Below are 20851 nucleotides of genomic sequence, written 5' to 3'. Positions count from 1 at the left end.
TCATGAGTGCAAACCAGAGCTCTGGCCGCGTTGCGGTCATCACCGGCGCATCCTCCGGCATCGGTGCCGCGACCGCACGTGCCCTCGCTGCCGACGGGTACAAGGTCGCGCTGCTGGCGCGCCGACTCGACCGCATCGAAGCCCTCGCTCAGGAGCTCGGCAACGGCTCGATCGCGATCCACGCTGACGTGACCGACCGCGACCAGCTCGTCGCCGCAGCCCAGCGCGTCCAGGACGAGCTCGGCGGAGCCGACGTCCTGCTCAACAACGCCGGCGTCATGCTCCTCGGACCGTTCTCCCCGGCACGCCGCGAGGACTACCGGACCATGATCGAAGCGAACCTGCTCGGCGCCATCACGGCCACCGAGGTGTTCCTGGACCAGCTGAAGAACGGTGGCGGCGACCTGATCAACATCTCCTCCGTCGCCGGCCGCACCGCCCGCGCCACCAACGGCGTCTACGCGGCGACGAAGTGGGGCATCAACGGCTGGTCGGAGTCGATGCGGCAAGAGCTCCTGCCCGGCGTGCGGGTGACGCTCATCGAGCCGGGCGTCGTCGACACCGAGCTGCCCACCCACATCACCGATGACGCGACCCGCGAAGCCGTGCAGAAGGGCTATGACGTGGCAACGGTCAAGCCCGAGGACGTCGCCGAGATCATCGCCTTCGTCCTGGCCAGGCCCCGTCACCTCGCCATCAACGAGGTCTTGCTGCGTCCCGCTGATCAGATGGGCTGATCCGAAAGCCTGCTCAACGACCGGCCCCCAGCGTCACATCTGACTTCGCGTGCGCCCATGGCGGCCGCTGGTCCCGCGTCGGCAGGACGTTCTCAGCGACGAGGTCCACCACGCGAAGACCCCCGACACGCTCGCACATGTCGGGGGTCTTGCAACCGTGGAGACTAGGGGGGTCGAACCCCTGACCTGAAGCTTGCAAAGCTACCGCTCTACCAACTGAGCTAAGTCCCCGTATCCAGTTGTCCACCGTGCGGTGGTGGCGATCTCCGCGATCAGCGGGAGACGCGCTCGGTGGGCTCTGCGGCGCCCTCGCGGGCGTCCAGCTCACCGGCGAGGCGATCGGCCTCGGCCCAGAGATCGTCCTGGCGGTCGGACTCGACCTTGCGCCACACGAGCAGGCCGGCGACGGTCGATGCCGCGATCACGACGATCGAGGTCAGGAGCTTCTTCATGAGATCCTCCGTTGACTGGGAGTGGGCCTAACTGGACTTGAACCAGTGACCTCTGTCTTATCAGGACAGCGCTCTAACCGACTGAGCTATAGGCCCGTGACGTGTGGACCCGGGATCTCCCGGGAGCAACCGCCGACGCACGATCCTACCGTCGTGCGCGCTCGGTCGTCCAACCGGCCCGGCCCGCTGTACGCGAGGTCACAGCACCCACGCGCCCTCAGCTCCTCAGCCCTGGGCGGGCAGGCGGGTGAACAGGTACTGCACACGCTCGTCGTTGTTGGGGCGGTACGTGCCGTACCAGATGCCGTCGCCCGCGCCGTGCTCGGGCGACCCCGTGACCGAGCACATGAGGTGGGCCCCGCCGTCGCGCACCTCGCAGGTGCTCGTGGGCTCCGGGGACCCGTCCCACTCGTGATCGTGCTGGGTCAGGACCGCGTTGTCGATCATCCCGACGGCCTCGTCGGGGGTGACGTCCGCCAGCCTCTTCGAGGTGCCCATCGCCCCGCCCACGGCGAGGTCGCCGCCGGGCAGCTTGAACGGTCCGTCGGACTGGTTCTTGGTGAAGTGGAAGATCAGCCCGGGATGGCCGTACGCGGTCTGCGTGGCGCGCACGTAGACGTACAGGCGCGGTGCGGTGGGGCTGGTCATCGTGCAGGTGACGGCCCGCAGCACACTGATCTTCGTCGACCCCTCGCAGCCGGCGAGGCTGTACTCGTTGCCCTGGAGGTCGGTCTGGCCGCCGGCGAGCTCGCTGTTCTCGAGCTGCGAGGCCGTGATCGGGTCGCGCCCCATGACCATGCCGTTGTCGTCGTGGAACATCCCCGCGATCTGGTAGAAGTCGTCGTCGCGCCCCTCCGGCCGGCCCGGGTCCCCGAGCACCGTCCCGGCCCACTGCGCGGGCGGCTGCGCCTGGGACAGGGCCGATGCCGTCGGATCCGCCACGGGAGCGCTCCCGGTCGGGGACGGGCTCGCCGACGATGCATCGCCCGGGGCGCCGGTCGTCGCGTCGCCCGGTCCCTCGGAGCCTGCTGCGGAGGAGGCACCGGTGGCCTCGCCGCTCGCGGTCGTGGATCCCTCGGTGGGTGCCGAGGTGCCGGTCGATCCCGAGGTCCCGCCGTCGGAGGCACCTCCGCTCGTGCCGTCCTGCGCGGTCCCGGCGCCGCCCGTGCACGCCACCAGCAGGCCCATCGTCGCGGCGAGGGTCGCGGCGCCGCCGATCAGCCGTCGCGTGCGTCCTGCTCGTGCGGACCGCAGGGCTCCGGGCTCACGACGACCGAACATACGGGGGGACCTCCAGGTGCTGGGGACCGGCGGGGCGTCGGGGGACGTCCGGAGCCGCGTCGCCGGGGGGGCGACCATCCCACTCTCGGCGACGCGAGCACCGTCGGCAAGGGACCTCCGCGCTGTTCTGCCCGGAGACATCCCGGATCGCTCCGATGCCCCGGACGACGGGCGACGCCCCGGGGACCGTGTCCCCGGGGCGTCTCCTCGTGCTCGCGCGGCCGCCGCGGCGACCGTCGGATCACTGATCCGTGAAGGTCATCTTGAGGCCGCCCAGCAGGCCGGCCACGATGTTGTAGAGGAACGCGAACAGGGTCCCCAGCGCGGTGATGATGACGATGTTGGCCACGGCCGCGATGGTCGCGTAGCTGATCATCTTCGAGAAGGTGAAGAACTCCATGATCGGCAGCTCGCTGCCGCCGGTGAGGTCCTTGCCCAGCGAGTTCATCGTGTCCCACAGGCCGATCGAGTCGACGATGTTCCACAGCAGGGCCACCGCGACGACGGTCGCGATGCCGATGCCGATGGACAGCAGGAACGACAGCTTCATGACCGAGAACGGGTCCAGGCGCGCCAGCGTCAGCCGGATCCGCCGCGGACTGCGCCCCGATCCGCCTCGGGTGCCCTTGGCCGCCTTGGCCGGTGGCTCGGACGTCCCGGTGAGCGTGGCGGGACCGGCGGAGATGGTGGTCGTGCGGTCCGGATCGTCCGTCGAGGCGGGGGTGCGGCTGGTACGGCTCGAGGACTTGCCGTGCGCCGTGGCGACGGAGCCGTTCGCGCTGGTCCAGGAACGGGCTCCGGAACCCGAGGTGTCGCCACCGACGGGGTCCTTGCCGCCCGCCGGGCGGTCATTGCTGCTGGGGGCCACGGATCACTCCTCATCGCTCTCGACGGTCGGATCGTCGACGTCCGGCAGGTCACCGGTCGACTCCGAGGGTAGAGCATCGAGGTCGGGTGCTCCGTGCATATCGGCCGTCAGGGAATCCGCGTCCAGCCCTGCGGACGTCGCCGCCTCGGCGGCCTCCGTGCCGGCAGCGCTCACGGGCACAGCGCCGGCGTCCTCACCGTGGGCGTCCGCGGCCGCCTCGGCGAGCTCCTCGACGTCCTCCTCGGTCTCCTGGGAGACCGCCACGAGCACGATCCGGTCCTTCTTGTCGGGCTTGGCGAAGACCACGCCCATCGTGGCGCGGCCCTTGGCGGGCACGCCCGAGACCTTCGAGCGCACCACCTTGCCGCGCTCCATGACGACGAGGACCTCGTCGGTCTCCTCGACGACGGCGGCGCCCACGAGGTGTCCGCGGTCGTCCGGCAGCTTGGCGACGCGGATCCCGAGGCCGCCGCGTCCCTGGACGCGGTACTCCTCGAGCGGGGACCGCTTGGCGAAGCCGCCGTCGGTCACGGTGAACACGAAGTGATCCGGGCGGGCCACGTCCATCGCCAGCAGCTCGTCGTCCCCACGGAACTTCATGCCGGTGACGCCGCTGGTGGCGCGGCCCATCGGCCGCAGCACGTCGTCGGCCGCCGGGAAGCGCACGGACTGGCCGTTGCGGGAGACCAGCAGCAGCTCGTCGTCGGCGTCGATGACCCGGGCGGCCACCAGCTCGTCGGTCTTGGGACCCTCGTCGGTCTCGACCTCGCGCAGGTTCACGGCGATGATCCCGCCGGTGCGGTTGGAGTCGAACTGGGTCAGCGCCGTCTTCTTGACGAGGCCGCGGCGGGTGGCGAGCACCAGGTAGTCCGCGTCCTCGTAGGAGGAGATCGCGAGCACCGAGGCGATCGCCTCGTCCGGCTGGAAGGCCAGGAGGTTGGCGACGTGCTGGCCGCGGGCGTCCCGCGGGGCCTCCGGCAGCTCGTACGCCTTGGCGCGGTACACCCGCCCGGCGGTGGTGAAGAACAGCAGCCACTGGTGGGTGGTGGTGGTGAAGAAGTGCTCGACCACGTCGTCGGTGCGCAGCGAGGCGCCGCGCACGCCCTTGCCGCCGCGCTTCTGGGCCCGGTACTGGTCGGTGCGGGTGCGCTTGGCGTAGCCGCCCTTGGTGATGGTGACGACCACGTCCTCCTCGGGGATGAGGTCCTCCATGGACATGTCCCCGTCGAAGGGCACGATCTCGGTGCGGCGGTCGTCGCCGTACTTCGCGACGACCTCGGCGAGCTCCTCGGAGACGATCTCGCGCTGGCGCGACTCCGAGGCCAGGATCGCCGTGTACTCCGTGATGAGGGCCTCGAGGCGGTCGTGCTCCTCCATGATCTTCTGGCGCTCGAGCGCGGCCAGGCGCCGCAGCTGCAGGGCCAGGATCGCATCGGCCTGCGTGCGGTCGATGTCCAGCAGCTCCATGAGGCCCGTGCGCGCCTCGTCGGCGTCCGGGGAGCGGCGGATCAGGGCGATGACCTCGTCGAGCGCGTCGAGCGCCTTGAGGTAGCCGCGGAAGACGTGGATGGCCTCCTCGGCCTTGCGCAGGCGGAACCGCGTGCGCCGCACGATGACGTCGATCTGGTGCCGGGTCCACTCCCGCACGAACACGTCGACGGACAGGGTGCGCGGCACGTCCCCGACCAGCGCCAGCATGTTGGCGGAGAAGTTCTCCTGCAGCTGGGTGTGCTTGTAGAGGTTGTTGAGGACGACCTTGGCCACGGCGTCGCGCTTGAGCACCAGCACGAGGCGCTGGCCGGTGCGGCCGGAGGTCTCGTCGCGGATGTCGGCGATGCCCTGCAGCTTGCCCAGCTTGACCTGGTCGGCGATCTTGCGGGCCAGGGTGTCGGGGTTGACCTGGTAGGGCAGCTCGGTGACCACCAGGCACAGGCGTCCGCCGATCTCCTCGGTGCTCACGACGGCGCGCTGGGTGATCGAGCCGCGGCCGGTGCGGTAGGCGTCCTCGATGCCGCGGCGGCCCAGGATCGTCGCGCCGGTCGGGAAGTCGGGGCCCTTGATGCGCGCGATGCACGCCTCGAGCAGCTCCTCCTTGGTGGCCTCGTAGTTGGTCAGCAGCCACTGCACGGCCTCGGCGACCTCGCGCAGGTTGTGCGGCGGGATGTTCGTTGCCATGCCCACGGCGATCCCCGAGGAGCCGTTGACCAGCAGGTTCGGGAAGCGCGCGGGCAGCACGACGGGCTCCTCGAGGGTCCCGTCGTAGTTGTCGCGCATGTCGACGGTGTCCTCGTTGATGTCGCGCACGAGCTCCATCGCCAGCGGCGCCATCTTGCACTCGGTGTATCGCGAGGCCGCGGCGCCGTCGTCCCCGGCGGAGCCGAAGTTGCCCTGCCCCAGGATCAGCGGGTACCGCATGGACCAGGGCTGGACCAGGCGCACCATGGCGTCGTAGATCGCGCTGTCGCCGTGGGGGTGGTAGTTGCCCATGACGTCGCCGACGACCTTGGCGCACTTGGAGAAGGAGCGCTCGGGGCGGTAGCCGCCGTCGTACATCGCGTAGATGATCCGGCGGTGCACGGGCTTGAGGCCGTCGCGCACCTCCGGCAGCGCGCGGTCCACGATCACGCTCATCGCGTAGTCGAGGAAGGAGCGCTGCATCTCCTGGTTGAGGTCGACGTGGGTGAGCTTGTCGCCCTCGTCGACGGCGTCGACGATCGTCTCGAGATGGTCGTGGCCCTCGGCGTCGTGCTCGGGGGTCTCGGGGGTGTCGCTCATGCGCGGGCAGGCCTTTCGGGTTCAGGCGGATCTACGGGGCACGGGGCCGCTGGGGCCGTGCCCGCCGCGCGGGCGGCGGGCCCCGTGCCGGGATCAGATGTCGAGGAAGCGGACGTCCTTGGCGTTCTCCTGGATGAAGCGGCGCCGGGACTCGACGTCCTCTCCCATGAGCACGGCGAACACGGCGTCGGCATCGGCGGCCTCGTCGACGGTGACCTGCTTGAGCGTGCGCACGGCGCGGTCCATCGTCGTGTTCTGCAGCTCCTTCCAGTCCATCTCGCCGAGGCCCTTGTAGCGCTGGATCCCGTTGTCCTTGGGGATCCGCTTGCCGCCGGCGCGGCCGGCGGCGAGGTTCGCATCGCGCTCGGAGTCGGAGTACACGTACTCGTGGGGCGCGTTGGACCACTTCAGGCGGTACAGCGGCGGCATCGCGATGAACACGTGGCCCAGCTCGATGAGCGGGCGCATGTAGCGGAACAGCAGCGTCAGCAGCAGGGTGCAGATGTGCTGGCCGTCGACGTCGGCGTCGGCCATCAGGATGATCTTGTGGTACCTCAGCTTGGTGGCGTCGAAGTCCTCGCCGATCCCGGTGCCGAACGCCGTGATGAGCGAGCGGATCTCCTGGTTGTCCAGCGCCCGGTCCAGCCGTGCCTTCTCGACGTTGAGGATCTTGCCGCGGATCGGCAGGATCGCCTGGGTGCGCGGGTCGCGGCCCATGACGGCGCTGCCGCCGGCGCTGTCGCCCTCGACGATGAACACCTCGGACTCGGCGGGGTTGCGGGACTGGCAGTCCTTGAGCTTGCCCGGCATGCCGCCCGTCTCCAGCGGCGACTTGCGGCGGGTGGCGTCGCGGGCCTTGCGGGCCGCCTCGCGCGCCGCGGCCGCCGACTGCGCCTTGCGGATGATGTCCCGCGCCTCGTTCGGGTGGGACTCGAACCAGGCGCCGAGGTGCTCGGTCATCACCTTGGAGACGAAGGTGCGGGCGATGGTGTTGCCCAGCTTGGTCTTGGTCTGCCCCTCGAACTGGGGCTCGCCGAGCTTGACGGAGACGACGGCGGTCAGGCCCTCGCGGATGTCCTCGCCCGTGAGGTTCGCGTCCTTCTCCTTGATGACGCCCTGGGTGCGGGCCCAGCGGTTGACCACGCCGGTCAGCGCCGAGCGGAAGCCCTCCTCGTGGGTGCCGCCCTCATGGGTGTTGATGGTGTTGGCGTAGGTGTGCACCGACTCGGAGTAGGCGCCCGTCCACTGCATCGCGATCTCCACGGAGATCATCGCCTCGGGATCCTCGGCCTCGATGTCGATGATCTCGGGGTGGACCAGCTCGGCGCGCTTGGAGGAGTTGATGAAGGCGACGTAGTCCTTCAGGCCCTGCTCGTAGCGGTAGGAGACGGTGCGGGGGCCCTCCTCCTTCTCCTTCTCGGAGCCCTGGACGTCGTCGAGGGGCTCGACGGCCTCGGTGGGGCGCTCGTCGGTCAGGGTGATGCGCAGCCCCTTGTTCAGGAACGCCATCTGCTGGAACCGCTTGCGCAGGGTCTCGAAGTCGTAGACGACCGACTCGAAGATCTCGTCGTCGGCCCAGTAGGTGATGGTGGTGCCGGTCTCGGCGGTGTCCTCGCCCTGGACCAGCGGGCCCTCGGGCACGCCGCGCACGTAGGCCTGGCGCCACACCGAACCATCGCGGCGCACCTCCACCTCGAGGCGGATCGAGAGGGCGTTGACCACGGAGGAGCCCACGCCGTGCAGGCCGCCGGAGACGGAGTACCCGCCGCCGCCGAACTTGCCGCCCGCGTGCAGCACCGTGAGCACCAGCTCGACGGCCGGCTTGTTCTCCGTGGGGTGCATGGCCACGGGGATCCCGCGGGCGTGGTCGACCACCCGGACCCCTCCGTCGGCCTGCAGCGTGACCTCGATGGATTCGCCGTAGCCGGCCATCGCCTCGTCGACGGAGTTGTCGACGATCTCCTGGACCATGTGGTGCAGTCCGCGCTCACCGGTGGATCCGATGTACATGCCCGGGCGCTTGCGCACCGCCTCGAGGCCCTCGAGGACGGTGATGTCCGAGGCGTCGTAGTGGGCGGGCACCGGGATGCTCGCGCCCTCGGGCTCGACGGCGCTGGGGGGGTTCTCGCTCACGAAGGGGTCCGCTCCTCGGGTTCTCACGGCCCTCCGCCGCGCGGGCGCGGCAGAGGATGACGGGGTGGGCAGGACGCACGGCGCTCCGCCCATCACGGGCCGGGAGGACGTCACCGGGCGATCCCGGGCGGCGTCCCGGACCTGCGTCGGGGAGTCGATCCGTGCGTGCGAGCCGGACCTGTCGATTCTACCGGATGCAGGGGCTCCGATGGGCCATCCGACGCTCGTTGTGGAGGGACTTCTCGCCCCAGAACGCCTCTCAACGGCCCGCGGGGCCGTCTGGAACCCGTCAGAGGTGGGTCCGATGAGGGCGGGTATGGTCCCCGGGTCCCTGACGCGGCACGAGGCCGTCCAGGGATCGTGCGATCCGGCGAGCCGTGGCGCGTCAGATGCTCGGCTCCCCGGGCCCTCAGTCCCTCAGGCTCTCTGCCGGATCCCTGCCCGTCGTGCCTCAGCCGTAGGTGTCCCGCGGCCCGCGCCACTGCACGGTGCGCCGGCCCCGCTTCCAGGACCGCGCGGCCGGACCGGTGACGGTGAGCTCGCTGATGACGCTCGCGCCCACGTGCTCGTGGATCCGGGTGATGAGCTGCGGGGAGATCGTGCGCAGCTGCGAGGCCCAGGCCGAGGAGGAGGCGCTGACCACGAGCACCCCGGCGTCGAGCGAGATGGGATGGCAGTGCGCCGCGAGCTGCTCGCCCACGATCACGTCCCATTCCTCCAGGACACGGCCCGAGCTGACGCCCTCGTCCCAGCCGAGATTGCCCAGCACGCGCCGCAGCACGGCCTGGATGCCCTGGGGGTCGCGGGGGTCGGGCCGGGCTCCGGAGTAGCCGGGGGCCGAGGCCGAGCGGTCGCGGGCCTCGCGCATCTGCGTGCGGGCCGAGATGGGGAACAGCCCGCGGTCCCGGGCGGCGGCCCGCGACTGGTTCAGGGTGCGACGGGCCAGCTCGAACGGGTCGACGAGGTCGCGCGGCACCTCGGGCGGGTCGAACGCCGCGTCGTCGAGAGGCTCGGGGCCGCTGTCCGGGGCCGGATCCTCGTCTCCCGCAGCAGGTGACCCGGGGCCCGCCGCGTCGCCCACTCCACCACCTGCACCCGGCCGCCGGTCCCGGTCCCAGGTCGAGAGGTCATAGGGGTTCGGTGCCCGGTACGGCGTGCCGTTCACCACGAACCGCCCGCACCGGGCACGCCGCGCGCGAAGCCTCCCGCGCGCACCGTCGCCGCGCCCCGCACCACGTCGACCACGTGGATCTCGCCGTCGAGGGAGTCGGGGATGTCGGAGTCGTTGGCCGTGGTGATGAGCACCTGCCGGGCGCCGCCGATGATCCGCCCGAGGCGCTCACGCCGGGACTGGTCGAGTTCGGAGAACACGTCGTCCAGGATCAGGATCGGCTCGCCGTCGCCGAGGTCCCCCTCCTCCAGACGCAGCAGGTCGTAGCTGCCCAGGCGCAGCGCGAGGGCCAGCGACCAGGATTCCCCATGGCTCGCATAGCCCTTGGCGGGGAAGTCCGCGAGGATGATCTCGAGGTCGTCGCGGTGGGGTCCCACCAGGGTCACGCCGCGGTCGATCTCATCGTCCCGCCGGGCCTCGAGCTCGGCGAGGATCCCGTCGTGCAGCGCCACCAGGCTCGGCAGCTCGCCGGGCGGGGTCCCCAGGGCATCGACCACGGCGCCGCGGTAAGCGATCCCGGCCGGGGAGTCGATGCCGCCGCGGTCCTCCGGGGGGAGGTCCAGGGCGGTCTCGGCGCCGGCGTCGCTGGCCACGCGCAGGTAGGAGTACCCCAGGTGCGGGCGCAGGCGGTTGACCAGGTGCAGGCGCGCGCGGGTGAGGTCGGCGCCGGCACGGGCCAGCTGCGCGTCCCACACGGAGAGCGTGGACTCGGCGGCCTCGGCGGGGTCCAGGCCACCGACGCTGCGTCCGCTGCCGCCGCGACGCATCGACCGCATCTGCTTGAGCAGGTGGGAGCGCTGTTTGAGCACGCGGTCGTAGTCGGCCTTGACGCCGGCGAAGCGGGGCGCGATCTCGAACAGGAGCTCGTCGAGGAAGCGGCGACGGCCGTCGGGATCCCCCTTGACCAGAGAGAGGTCCTCCGGGGCGAACAGCACCGCGCGCACCTCGCCGAGGACGTCCCGCAGCCGGTGCACGGCAGCGCCCTGGACCCGCGCGGTGTTCGAGCGTCCCGGGGTGATCTGCAGGTCCACCTGCAGGGGACGCCCCGCGCGGACGAACGAGGCGCGGACGACGGCGGTCTCCTCGCCGCGCGCCACGAGCGCCGCGTCGTGGGGCACCCGATGGCTCGACAGCGTCGCGAGGTACCAGATCGACTCGACGATGTTGGTCTTGCCCTGGCCGTTGGGGCCCACGAGGACCGTCACGCCGGGCTCGAAGGCCAGCGAGAGTCGGGGGTAGGAGCGGTAGTCGGTGAGCTCCAGTGCCGTCAGCTGCATGGCATCGCGGCGCTCACATGCGCATGGGCATCAGGAGGTACTTGTACGACGTGTCCGCCGTGCCCTCGAGGCTCTCCTGCCCGCTCAGGACGGACGGCTTGATCGAATCGACGAAGTTCAGACGCACGAAGTCGGTGCCCAGGGCGCCGAGCCCGTCGAGCAGGAAGCCCGAGTTGTAGCCGACGACGAGGTCCTCGCCCTCGAGCTGGGCCTCGAGCACCTCGGAGGCCTGGGCGTCGTCGCCGGCGCCGGCCTCGAGGGACACCTGGCCCTCGGTGAAGGTCAGGCGGACCGGGGTGTTGCGCTCGGCCACGAGGGACACGCGCTTGACCGCCTCGATGAGGGGGGCGGTCGCGACGACGGCGGTGATGGCCGCGACGTCGGGGAACAGGCGTCGCACCGGCGGGTAGTCGCCGTCGACGAGGGTCGAGGTGGTGCGGCGGCCTCCGGACTCGAAGCCGATGAGGTTGGCGGTCCCGTCGCCGGTCAGGGCGATGTCGACGTCGGATCCGGTCGCGAGCGAGCGGGCCACCTCCTGCAGCGTGCGGCCGCGGACGAGGGCGGTGAGCGAGGCCGAGGGGTCCGCGGGGCGCCAGGTGAGCTCGCGCAGCGCGAGACGGTAGCGATCGGTCGCCATGAGGGTGACCTTCTCGCCCTCGATCTCGACGCGCACGCCGGTCAGCAGCGGGAGGGTGTCGTCCTTGGACGCCGCGACGGTGACCTGGCCGATCGCCTCGGCGAGGGTGTGGGCGTCGACGCCGCCGGCGACGGGCGGCATCGAGGGGAGCTGCGGGTACTCCTCGACGGGGAGCGTCGCGAGCGCGAACCGGGCGCTCCCGCAGCGGACCTGGAGCTTCGTGCCCTCGAGGGAGACCGAGACGTCCTTGTTGGGCAGGGCGCGGACGATGTCGGAGAGCATGCGGCCCTGCACCAGCACCTCGCCGGGGGCGTCGACCGAGGCCGCGAGGGTGATCTGCGCGCTGACCTCGTAGTCGAAGGTCGACAGGACCAGCTCGCCGCTGGCCTCGGCGACGATGCGGACGCCCTGCAGGATCGGCATGGCCGGTCGCGCGGGGAGGGTGCGGGTGGCCCAGGAGACGGCGTCCGCCAGGACGCCGCGATCGAGGTGGAACTTCACCGTTGCCACTCCTTCATCAGGATCAGGTGCCCGGGGTGGGCGGTTCACGCGAGCGGATGCGGTCCCAGGTGGTCCACCCCTCGGGGGTGCCGGGTCACGCGGATGCTCAGACTAGCCCGCGGAATCGCGACACGCCGAATCCGATGCTTGACCCGCAGCGCACCGTCGTCCCCGGGGAGGAACCCTCGCGCGAGGTGGGCCGACAGCGGGATCCGTGGACCTCCATCGTCCTGGCTTCTTCTCGACCGGGCTCCGTGCGGTGCTCGGACGACGCCCCCATCCACATCCCCGTCGCACCAGAACTACAGATTCCTCTTCTTCACGGCTGTGGATCCTGGGGATTCCTGTCGTTCTCGCAGGTCACTCCCGGAACCACCCCCGTGCACGAACGGTGCATGAGCTGCAGGATCGTGTGCGCGTACTGTGGAGTCCTTCCCGGATCGAGGACAGGTGTCCATCCTGGGTTTCCACATCCGTCATCCGGGATCCATGGGTCGACTCAACATTGTCCACAGTTTTGTTCACACTGGGGACAGATGACGCCTGACCGGCCCCTCGTTGTGGAAAACGGACAAAACGGAGCCGTGCCTCGCCCGGGCTCAGGTCTGCATCGAGGAGCTGTTCTTGATCCGCGCCGTGAGCTCGGTGACCTGGTTGAAGATGGCCCGGCGCTCCTTCATGAGCTCGGAGATCTTCTTGTTGGCGTGCATGACCGTGGTGTGGTCCCGTCCCCCGAACTCCTCGCCGATCCGGATCAGCGGCATGTCGGTGAGCTCACGGCAGAGGTACATGGCGATCTGACGCGCCGTGACCAGCACCCGGGTGCGGGCGCCGCCGGTGATCTGCTCGACCGTGAGCCCGAAGTACGAGGCGGTCTGGGCGATGATCGTCGTCGCCGTGATCTCCGCTCCGTCGTCGTGGGCCAGGAGGTCCTTGAGCACGCTCTCGGCCAGCGACACGTCCATGGGCTGACGCGACAGCGAGTGCAGCGCCTGCACCCGGATCAGGGCGCCCTCGAGCTCGCGGATGTTGGTCGAGATGCGGGAGGCGATGTACTCCAGGACGTCGTGCGGGACGTCCTGGGTGCCCTCCATCTGGACCTTCTTGCGCAGGATCGCGATGCGGGTCTCGAGGTCCGGCGGCTGCACGTCCACCATGAGCCCCATCTCGAAGCGGGATCGCATGCGGTCCTCGAAGCCGCCGAGCTGCTTGGGCGGCAGGTCTGAGGTGATGACGATCTGCTTGTCGGCGTTGTGCAGCGTGTTGAACGTGTGGAAGAAGGCCTCCATCGTCTCCGGGGCCCGCTGGAGGAACTGGATGTCGTCAATGAGGAGGATGTCGATGTCCCGGTAGCGACGATGGAACTCCTGCGCCTTGCCGAACTGGCCGGACTGCACGGAGTTGATGAAGTCGTTGGTGAACTCCTCGGAGTTCACGTACCGCACCTCGATGCCCGGGTACAGCGACTGGGCGTAGAAGCCCACGGCGTGCAGCAGGTGGGTCTTGCCCAGCCCCGACTGGCCGTAGATGAACAGCGGGTTGTAGGCCTTGGCGGGGGCCTCGGCGACCGCCGAGGCCGCGGCCTGCGCGAAGCGGTTCGAGGAGCCGATGACGAAGGTGTCGAAGGTGTACTTGGCGTTCAGCCGCGAATCGGAGCCCAGGGTCGAGCCGTCGTCCTCCGGCGGAGCCAGGTGCGCGGAACCCGTGGGCCCGACGCCCGCCTCACCCGAGGGGAAGGGCTCCGCGGGGGAGCCGGCGATCGTGTGGCTGCCCCCGGACCCGATGCCGGCCGGCCCCTCCGTGGGCTGGGTCACGGAGTGTCCGGTGCGCGGCGGCGGCAGCAGGTCCGATGCTCCCGGCGTCGCGGTCGGGGACGCCGGGGCCGTGTTCTCCACAGTCCTGTCCACACGTGGGGACCCAGCGTTCGCCGGCGGGGTGTCGTCCCCGTTGTCGAGGGACAGCAGGGACTCGTCGATCGTCACGGCGAAGCGGGTGTCGCGGCCGGTGGCCTCCGAGATCGCCTCGCGCAGAGCCCCGGCGATCCGCTGCTCGAACACGTCCTTGGCCCAGGCCGAGGGGGCTGCGACCAGCGCGGTGTCCGTGACGACGGCCATCAGGCGGGACAGGGTCAGGAACGCCATGACGCGCTCGGAGACGGTGTCGTCGCGGCGCAGGATGCGGAGCGTCTCGTCCCAGGTGGCGTCGACGTCGAGCTCGTGGTCGTCCATGGATCTCTCCGGGGTCGAGGGGATGTCCCGATAGTTTTCCACATTCTGTGCGGTAGACGGTCCACGGATCCACAGCGATGCCGCCGTGTCGCGGCGGCGGCCGGTCGGGGGCCGTGCGGGCGTGAGAATCCCGCCACACTCGCGGTGACCTGCGGGGTCGTCGTTGACCCGCGCTGGGGCCGCCCCTAGACTCGTCCAGTCCCCGCTGCGTGTGCACGTGGTGGCTCCTTGTGCAGCTGCGCCCCGAGCGCGCCCGGAGTCGTCGCCGCCGCGGCGAGCCGCCCGCCACCGCGAGCACGAGCCGACCGGCCCGTGCGCACCACCGAGGAGTAGTCATGAGCAAGCGCACCTTCCAGCCGAACAACCGTCGCCGCGCCCGCAAGCACGGCTTCCGCGCCCGGATGAGCACCCGCGCCGGTCGCGCCATCATCAACGCCCGTCGCGCCCGCGGCCGCAACGAGCTGTCGGCCTGAGTCCGCGCACCGTCGGCCTCCGCGTCCCGACGGTCGTCCGTGACCTGGTCACGGCACCGGATCAGCTCCGGTGACGACTTCCGCGCGACCTCCCGCAAGGGTGTCCGCAGCGCACGATCCCACGTGGTCGTCCACCTCGCTCTCCTCCCGGGGAGTCCCGAGGGGCCCCGCGTGGGATTCGTCGTGTCCAAGGCCGTGGGCAACTCGGTGGTCCGCCACCGGGTGACCCGCCGGCTCCGGGAGATCGTGCGGCCGCGGCTGGACCTGCTGCCCGCGGGTTCCACGGTGGTCCTGCGCGCCCTGCCCGGCATCGACGACGCGGTGTTCGCCGACCTCAGCGCGGAGGTCGACGGCGCCCTGACCTCTGCGGCGGGCAAGCTCGCCGCCCGTGGCGCGCGGACGGGGCCGTCCGCCGGCCGGGCAGCCACGTCTGCCGACGCGGCGTCCTCGCCCGCGGACCGGGCATCGTCCTCCGCAGGCGGGAGGTCACCTGCCGTGGCCGCGACGGTGGACCGATGAGCGCGCCCCTCTCCGCGGCGCCGTCGTCGACATCCGCCGCCCGCCGCGCCACGCCGGCCGGCCGCCTGGTGCGGCTCCCACGGCTGCTGCTGACCCTCCCGATCCGTGCCTACCAGGTGGGGATCTCGCCGTACACGCCGCCCGCGTGCCGCTACTACCCCGTGTGCTCCCAGTACGCCCTGGATGCGCTGGGCACCCACGGGGCGGTCAAGGGCGGGCTGCTCGCGCTGGGCCGGATCTGCCGCTGCAACCCCGTCTCGCGCGGAGGGGTGGACCCCGTGCCCGCCCCCGGCATGTGGAGGAATCCGCGCGCGGGCACACCCTCGGGATCACCCCCGGACGCGAGGGATCGCGCGGTCCGTCACGCCCAGGGCGGTCCCGACCGTCCGAACCTCTAGTCTTGTCCGAGACCCCGCCGCTGAGTCGTCACATCGCATGACCGTCATGCGCCTACCGACGACAGGAAGACCAGGCCGATGACCCTGAACCCCCTGTATTACATCGAGTACGCGGTCGCGTGGATCATGGTGCAGTTCCATGCCCTGCTGTCGACCGTCATGGACCCCCACTCGGGGTGGACCTGGACCCTGTCGATCGTCGGGCTGACCGTCGTCATCCGCATCGTGCTGATCCCGCTGTTCGTGCGGCAGATCCGAGCCTCGCGGGCGATGCAGCTCGTGGCCCCGGAGCTCCAGGCGATCCAGAAGAAGTACAAGGGCAAGACGGACCAGGAGTCCCGGCAGAAGCTGGCCCAGGAGACCATGGCCGTCTACAAGGACGGCGGGGCCAACCCCTTCTCCTCCTGCCTGCCGATCCTGCTGCAGATGCCGATCTTCTTCGCCCTGTTCCGGGTGCTGTTCTACAAGGTCAACGACGCCGCCGCCGGGACCGCCTTCGGTCCGCTCACCGTGGAGCTCGCGCGCAGCATGAAGGGCTCGACCCTGTTCGGCCACACCACCGTCTCCAGCAGCTTCCTCAACGGGCCCGGCGGCCTCGAGGCCAAGATCGTGGCCGGCGTCGTGATCGCCCTCATGATCGTCGTGACCTTCGTGACCCAGAAGGAGCTGACGATGCGGAACCTGCCGCCGTCGGCCCTCGAGGGCCCGATGGCGAACACGCAGAAGATGATGCTGTACATGCTCCCGTTCATCTACGTGATCTCGGGGCCCGGCATGCCGCTCGGCGTGCTCATCTACTGGCTCACCACCAACACGTGGAACCTCGGCCAGCAGTGGATCATCATCCGCAACTCGCCCACGCCGGGATCGGCCGCGGAGAAGAAGCGCCAGGAGCGCATCAACCTCAAGCGCGAGCGCAAGGGCCTCGAGCCCATCGACTTCACCCCCAAGAAGAAGCCTGTGCCCGTCGAGGAGCAGACGATCCGCGTCCAGCCCAAGGCCAACAAGGGCGGTAGGAAGCTCTCCGACGAGGACCGCCTGAAGGCCGCGCGCGAGGCCCGCGCCCAGGCCCAGGCCGAGCGCCGCACCGCCCAGGAGGCCGCGGGCGAGGTCCCCGGCGTCACGCGCGCCCAGCGCAAGAAGAAGGACAGGCGCAAGAGCTCCGGCTCCTGAGAACCCCCTCGTCCCGCCGGCACCACCACCTGCCGCCGGCGGGCCCGCTCCCGCATCCCTGGAGGATCAGATGAACGACACCACCGCCCCCGAGGAGACCGGCGCCCCCGGTTCCGAGGACACCACCCCGCAGGCCGTTGCGGCGACCGCCGAGACGGCTGAGACCGTGGAGATCGCCGACGGCATCGAGGCCGCACCGTCGGACGAGGAGGCGGCGCCGCCGGCAGATCCCGCCGAGGGCGCCGACACCGACGAGGAGCCCCGCCCGCAGGTCTCCGCCGAGGAGCGGCTGAAGGCCCTCGAGGAGGAGGGCGACATCGCCGCCGACTACCTCGAGGAGCTCCTGGACATCGCCGACCTCGACGGGGACATCGACATCGACGTCGACGGGGACCGTGCATCCGTGGAGATCCGCGGCGCCGAGGGCCTGAACCGTCTCAACGAGCCCAAGGGCGAACTCATGGACGCGCTGCAGGAGCTCGCGCGCCTGGCTGTGCAGACCCGCACCGGGAACCGCTCGCGCCTCATGCTGGACGTCGGGGGCTTCCGCGCGAAGAACCGCACCGAGCTGCAGCAGCTCGCGGAGTCCGCGATCGAGCAGGCTCGGACCGAGGGCGGCCCCGTGCCGCTGCGCCCCATGAACCCCTTCGAGCGCAAGGTCGTCCACGACGTCGCCAAGGCCGCCGGGCTCCGCTCGGAGTCCGATGGTGACGGCAAGGACCGGCACGTCGTCATCTACCCGGCGTCCTGACCCCGTCGTGACCGTCCAGCCCGTCCCCGGCGTCCCCGAGGCGCTGCGGCCGCTCGCCGAGCGTCTGTTCGGCGATCGTCTCGAGCTCGCGGAGCGGTTCGCCGCGCTGCTCGCGGACCAGGGTGTCGAGCGCGGGCTCATCGGCCCGCGCGAGGTGGACCGGCTGTGGGAGCGGCACGTGCTGAACTGCGCGCTGCTCGTCGAGGCGATCCCCGCGGGCACGGTCACCCTGGCCGACATCGGCTCGGGTGCGGGGCTGCCCGGTGTGGTCATCGCGATCGCCCGTCCGGACCTGCGGGTCACCCTGGTCGAGACGATGCTGCGGCGCGCGACCTGGCTCGAGGAGGTCGAGCAGGAGCTGGACCTCGGTCTCGAGGTGGTGCGCTCGCGGGCCGAGGATCTCCAGGGTCTGCGGAGCTTCGACGCCGTGACGGCGCGCGCCGTCGCCGCGCTCGACAAGCTGGCCCGGTGGACGCTGCCGCTCGTGACGCCCGGCGGGTACCTGCTGGCGATGAAGGGCAGCTCGGCGGCCGAGGAGATCACCGCCGCGACCCCGGCGCTCGAGCGCCTCGGGGGCGTGGATCCCGAGGTGATCGTCGTCGGCCAGGGCGAGGTCGAGGTTCCCACTACAGTGGTCAGGGTCCGTGCCACGGCCCGGACCCCCGAGCGCGCCCCCCGGTCCGCGAAGGACCGCACGACATCCCGGACGAGAGGAGCCCGCCATGGCAGGACGTCCCGATGAAGCATCCGGCGGCGGCCTCGAGGACAGCCCCATCATGCGGGCCCTCACCCAGGACCACGCCCGCCGGCGCGAGCTCGAGGGACGCCGCTTCGAGCGGCCGAGCGACACCCGTGTGCTGACGATCGCCAACCAGAAGGGCGGGGTCGGCAAGACCTCGACCACCGTCAACCTCGCGGCGGCGCTGGCCCAGGGCGGGCTGAGCGTGCTGGTGATCGACGTCGATCCCCAGGGCAATGCGTCCACGGCACTGGGCATCGACCACCACAGCGAGGTCCCGAGCATGTACGAGGTGCTCGTGGACTCGACGCCGATCGCCGACGTGGTCCAGGACTGCCCGGACATCGAGAACCTCCACTGCGCCCCCGCGACCATCGACCTGTCGGGCGCGGAGATCGAGCTGGTGGCGATGGTCGCCCGCGAGAACCGCCTCCGCAACGCGATCCGCGAGTACCTCGAGGCCCGGGAGGCCGAAGGCCTGGACCGCCTGGACTACGTGCTCGTCGACTGCCCGCCCTCGCTCGGACTGCTGACCGTCAACGCGCTCGTCGCGGCGCGCGAGGTGCTCATCCCCATCCAGTGCGAGTACTACGCGCTCGAGGGCCTGTCGCTGCTGCTGAAGAACATCGACCTGCTGCGGGCGCACCTGAACCCCGAGCTGGTGGTCTCGACGATCCTGCTGACCATGTACGACGGCCGCACCCGCCTGGCGTCGCAGGTCGCGGACGATGTGCGTGAGCACTTCCCCGAGCAGACCCTGGCCACCACCATCCCGCGGTCGGTGCGCATCTCCGAGGCTCCCAGCTACGGCCAGACGGTACTCTCGTACGACCCGACGAGCTCCGGGGCGCTGGCGTATCGTGCGGCCGCCTTCGAGCTCAGCGAGCGCCCGGCACCCTGACGGACGCAGTACTCGACCCCTCTGAACCCTCGGGCCCCGGCCCGCGCACCACCCTTGTCACCGCCGGTGGCGCTCCTCATCCGAAGGACGGACATGACGCAGAAGCGAGGCCTCGGCCGCGGACTCGGAGCCCTCATCCCGGGCGCCGGCACCACCTCGACGACGACCCGGCCCCGGACCGTCACGCCTGCGGAGGAGGACCCGAGGACGGAGCCGACCCCCCGTCGGGATCGCGGATCTCGGACCACGGACGTTGCCGGCCCCGACGGCTCCGAGGCATCGGGCGCCCGCGAGCCCCAGGCCGACGCCGAGCCCACCGAGGAGCACGCGGCGGGCACGCGACCGGTCGACATGTTCTTCAGCGGCGATCCGGCCGGGGTGATCGCCGGCACCGCGACCCGCAACCGCAACGGGCGGGATCTCGCGGACTCGATGGCCCGGGACGTCGCCGAGCGTCGTGCCGCCCAGGCGGGCTCCCGTCGCCGCACCGCGACCCGCGGGACCAAGGGCGGGACGGCGGCGTCCAAGGCCGCCGCCGCCGTGGAACCCGTGGCAGGCCATGCCGCTGATCCCGTGGCCGACGCCGCGGTGACCGCCGAGGCCGCGGGCGCCCCGGCGTCTCCGGCCGCCCCGGTCGGGGACCCCTCGACCGCCTCGTCCCGCCCGTCGACCTCCCGGTCCACGACCGGCACGGTCGCGAAGCGGACGTCTCCGACCCCGAAGCGGTCGACCTCCAGGGCTGCGGGGTCCGCCGCGAAGAGCACGCGTTCGGCGGTGTCCGAGGCCGACGAGAAGGCCGTGGGGACCGGGCCGGGCACCGATCCGTCCTCCGTGGTCGAGGGCGGCGATGCCGTGGAGGTCGAGGCCGTCGTGCCCGAGCCCGCACGACGGACGACCACGACCGAGGCGACCCGAGACGCCGCGGAGGCCGATGTGCGTGCTGAGGAGAAGCCGACGGACAGCTCCTCGGACGGCGCGCTCCTGCCGGTGCCGGGTGCCGAGTTCGCCGAGATCCCCATCCACGAGATCCGGGAGAACCCGCGCAACCCCCGGACCGTCTTCGACGACGACGCCCTCGATGAGCTGGCGTACTCCCTCCGCGAGGTGGGCGTGCTGCAGCCCGTCGTCGTCCGGCCGATCCCGGCGACCGACGAGGGTGAGTCCTTCGAGCTGGTCATGGGTGAGCGCCGGTGGAGGGCGGCCCGACGTGCCGGCCTCGCCTCGATCCCCGCGATCATCCGCGAGACCAGCGACGACGACCTCCTCCGCGACGCCCTGCTCGAGAACCTGCACCGCTCGCAGCTGAACCCGTTGGAGGAGGCCGCGGCCTACCAGCAGCTCCTCGAGGACTTCGGGTGCACCCAGGAGGAGCTGGCCGACCGCATCGGCCGCTCACGCCCCCAGATCACCAACACCCTGCGCCTCATGAAGCTCCCCCCGCTGGTGCAGCGGCGCCTCGCGTCCGGTGCGCTGTCGGCGGGGCACTCGCGGGCTCTGCTGGGCCTGGACAGCCCTGCGCTCATGGAGGAGCTGGCCCAGCGCATCGTCGCCGAGGGTCTCTCGGTCCGTGCGGTCGAGCGTCTCGTGGCCCGGGGCATCGAACCCGAGCGCGCGCGGGCCACTCCCCGGCGCAGCTCCTACGACCCCCACGTGGTCGACCTGACGAGCCGTCTGTCCAACCGCCTCGAAGCGCCCGTCCGGATCGACGTCGGCAAGCGCAAGGGTCGCATCACCCTGGAGTTCACCAACCTCGAGGATCTCGAGCGGCTGATGGAACGCATCGGGCTCGAGGGCGCAGAGCACCTCGAGGACGCCTCTCCCGAGGACTGACCCTCAG

The 20851-nt window shown here is 71.1% G+C and carries 18 protein-coding genes and 2 tRNA genes; 9 read left to right on the top strand and 11 right to left on the bottom strand.

What is annotated here, in order from left to right; all coding sequences use genetic code 11:
• Positions 1-737 (top strand): SDR family oxidoreductase (locus ACT3TZ_RS12350; RefSeq protein ID WP_444583724.1); only part of this gene is annotated, 737 nt, incomplete at its 5' end.
• Between the two features lie 158 nt (positions 738-895).
• Here the strand turns inward: ACT3TZ_RS12350 and ACT3TZ_RS12345 are convergent.
• The 11 genes from ACT3TZ_RS12345 to dnaA form a co-directional block, all read right to left on the bottom strand.
• Positions 896-968: transfer RNA gene (locus ACT3TZ_RS12345), tRNA-Ala, on the bottom strand.
• A 41-nt stretch (positions 969-1009) separates the two neighbouring features.
• A complete protein-coding gene (locus ACT3TZ_RS12340) occupies positions 1010-1189 on the bottom strand; it encodes a DLW-39 family protein (RefSeq protein WP_444583723.1) in 180 nt (59 codons plus the stop codon).
• A gap of 22 nt (positions 1190-1211) precedes the next feature.
• A tRNA-Ile gene (locus tag ACT3TZ_RS12335) sits at positions 1212-1285 on the bottom strand.
• 129 nt (positions 1286-1414) lie between these two features.
• Positions 1415-2470, bottom strand: coding sequence for a hypothetical protein (locus ACT3TZ_RS12330; RefSeq protein ID WP_444583722.1), 1056 nt, complete (start codon positions 2468-2470; stop codon positions 1415-1417).
• A gap of 241 nt (positions 2471-2711) precedes the next feature.
• Positions 2712-3338, bottom strand: a complete 627-nt coding sequence (locus ACT3TZ_RS12325) for a DUF3566 domain-containing protein (protein ID WP_444583721.1) — start codon at positions 3336-3338, stop codon at positions 2712-2714.
• Between the two features lie 3 nt (positions 3339-3341).
• Entirely contained in the window at positions 3342-6113 is a 2772-nt protein-coding gene (gene gyrA, locus ACT3TZ_RS12320) for a DNA gyrase subunit A (protein ID WP_444583720.1), read from the bottom strand.
• A 93-nt stretch (positions 6114-6206) separates the two neighbouring features.
• The gene (gene gyrB, locus ACT3TZ_RS12315) at positions 6207-8339 is read right to left on the bottom strand and encodes a DNA topoisomerase (ATP-hydrolyzing) subunit B (RefSeq protein ID WP_444583726.1); all 2133 of its coding nucleotides are present in this window, start codon (positions 8337-8339) and stop codon (positions 6207-6209) included.
• Between the two features lie 358 nt (positions 8340-8697).
• The gene (locus ACT3TZ_RS12310) at positions 8698-9327 is read right to left on the bottom strand and encodes a DciA family protein (RefSeq protein ID WP_444583719.1); all 630 of its coding nucleotides are present in this window, start codon (positions 9325-9327) and stop codon (positions 8698-8700) included.
• 80 nt (positions 9328-9407) lie between these two features.
• A complete protein-coding gene (gene recF / locus ACT3TZ_RS12305; protein ID WP_444583718.1) occupies positions 9408-10694 on the bottom strand; it encodes a DNA replication/repair protein RecF in 1287 nt (428 codons plus the stop codon).
• A gap of 13 nt (positions 10695-10707) precedes the next feature.
• On the bottom strand, positions 10708-11832 hold the full coding sequence (dnaN, locus tag ACT3TZ_RS12300; RefSeq protein ID WP_444583717.1) for a DNA polymerase III subunit beta: 1125 nt from the start codon (positions 11830-11832) through the stop codon (positions 10708-10710).
• 599 nt (positions 11833-12431) lie between these two features.
• Positions 12432-14060, bottom strand: a complete 1629-nt coding sequence (gene dnaA, locus ACT3TZ_RS12295) for a chromosomal replication initiator protein DnaA (RefSeq protein ID WP_444583716.1) — start codon at positions 14058-14060, stop codon at positions 12432-12434.
• Positions 14061-14395: 335 nt separating this feature from the next.
• Between dnaA and rpmH the strand changes: the two genes are divergently transcribed.
• From rpmH to ACT3TZ_RS12255, 8 genes are all read left to right on the top strand, one after another.
• A complete protein-coding gene (rpmH, locus tag ACT3TZ_RS12290; RefSeq protein ID WP_444583715.1) occupies positions 14396-14533 on the top strand; it encodes a 50S ribosomal protein L34 in 138 nt (45 codons plus the stop codon).
• Between the two features lie 39 nt (positions 14534-14572).
• Positions 14573-15052 carry a ribonuclease P protein component gene (gene rnpA / locus ACT3TZ_RS12285; RefSeq protein WP_444583714.1) on the top strand — a complete coding sequence of 160 codons (480 nt, stop codon included), beginning with the start codon at positions 14573-14575 and terminating at the stop codon, positions 15050-15052.
• Positions 15049-15450, top strand: a complete 402-nt coding sequence (yidD, locus tag ACT3TZ_RS12280; RefSeq protein ID WP_444583713.1) for a membrane protein insertion efficiency factor YidD — start codon at positions 15049-15051, stop codon at positions 15448-15450. Before rnpA ends, yidD begins: the two co-directional genes overlap by 4 nt.
• 78 nt (positions 15451-15528) lie before the next feature.
• Positions 15529-16623, top strand: a complete 1095-nt coding sequence (yidC, locus tag ACT3TZ_RS12275) for a membrane protein insertase YidC (protein ID WP_444583712.1) — start codon at positions 15529-15531, stop codon at positions 16621-16623.
• Positions 16624-16693: 70 nt separating this feature from the next.
• The gene (locus tag ACT3TZ_RS12270; protein WP_444583711.1) at positions 16694-17374 is read left to right on the top strand and encodes a Jag family protein; all 681 of its coding nucleotides are present in this window, start codon (positions 16694-16696) and stop codon (positions 17372-17374) included.
• A gap of 7 nt (positions 17375-17381) precedes the next feature.
• Positions 17382-18116 carry a 16S rRNA (guanine(527)-N(7))-methyltransferase RsmG gene (rsmG, locus tag ACT3TZ_RS12265; RefSeq protein ID WP_444583710.1) on the top strand — a complete coding sequence of 245 codons (735 nt, stop codon included), beginning with the start codon at positions 17382-17384 and terminating at the stop codon, positions 18114-18116.
• Entirely contained in the window at positions 18097-19014 is a 918-nt protein-coding gene (locus ACT3TZ_RS12260; protein ID WP_444583709.1) for a ParA family protein, read from the top strand. The genes rsmG and ACT3TZ_RS12260 overlap by 20 nt, the downstream gene beginning before the upstream one ends.
• 93 nt (positions 19015-19107) lie before the next feature.
• A complete protein-coding gene (locus ACT3TZ_RS12255) occupies positions 19108-20844 on the top strand; it encodes a ParB/RepB/Spo0J family partition protein (protein ID WP_444583708.1) in 1737 nt (578 codons plus the stop codon).
• Positions 20845-20851 lie beyond the last annotated feature (7 nt).

This window comes from Brachybacterium sp. AOP25-B2-12, from assembly GCF_052378625.1.
In the GTDB taxonomy this organism is placed as follows: domain Bacteria; phylum Actinomycetota; class Actinomycetes; order Actinomycetales; family Dermabacteraceae; genus Brachybacterium.
This window is presented reverse-complemented; position numbering and strand designations above follow the sequence as displayed.

What these genes read in the sequence shown, in the direction of transcription:
- recF (WP_444583718.1), bottom strand. Translation starts at nt 10,694, where the DNA reads ATGCAGCTGACGGCACTGGAGCTCACCGACTACCGCTCCTACCCCCGA.
- yidD (WP_444583713.1), top strand. Translation starts at nt 15,049, where the DNA reads ATGAGCGCGCCCCTCTCCGCGGCGCCGTCGTCGACATCCGCCGCCCGC.
- gyrA (WP_444583720.1), bottom strand. Translation starts at nt 6,113, where the DNA reads ATGAGCGACACCCCCGAGACCCCCGAGCACGACGCCGAGGGCCACGAC.
- ACT3TZ_RS12255 (WP_444583708.1), top strand. Translation starts at nt 19,108, where the DNA reads ATGACGCAGAAGCGAGGCCTCGGCCGCGGACTCGGAGCCCTCATCCCG.
- ACT3TZ_RS12260 (WP_444583709.1), top strand. Translation starts at nt 18,097, where the DNA reads ATGGCAGGACGTCCCGATGAAGCATCCGGCGGCGGCCTCGAGGACAGC.
- ACT3TZ_RS12330 (WP_444583722.1), bottom strand. Translation starts at nt 2,470, where the DNA reads ATGTTCGGTCGTCGTGAGCCCGGAGCCCTGCGGTCCGCACGAGCAGGA.
- yidC (WP_444583712.1), top strand. Translation starts at nt 15,529, where the DNA reads ATGACCCTGAACCCCCTGTATTACATCGAGTACGCGGTCGCGTGGATC.
- ACT3TZ_RS12270 (WP_444583711.1), top strand. Translation starts at nt 16,694, where the DNA reads ATGAACGACACCACCGCCCCCGAGGAGACCGGCGCCCCCGGTTCCGAG.
- dnaA (WP_444583716.1), bottom strand. Translation starts at nt 14,060, where the DNA reads ATGGACGACCACGAGCTCGACGTCGACGCCACCTGGGACGAGACGCTC.
- gyrB (WP_444583726.1), bottom strand. Translation starts at nt 8,339, where the DNA reads ATGGGCGGAGCGCCGTGCGTCCTGCCCACCCCGTCATCCTCTGCCGCG.
- rpmH (WP_444583715.1), top strand. Translation starts at nt 14,396, where the DNA reads ATGAGCAAGCGCACCTTCCAGCCGAACAACCGTCGCCGCGCCCGCAAG.
- ACT3TZ_RS12340 (WP_444583723.1), bottom strand. Translation starts at nt 1,189, where the DNA reads ATGAAGAAGCTCCTGACCTCGATCGTCGTGATCGCGGCATCGACCGTC.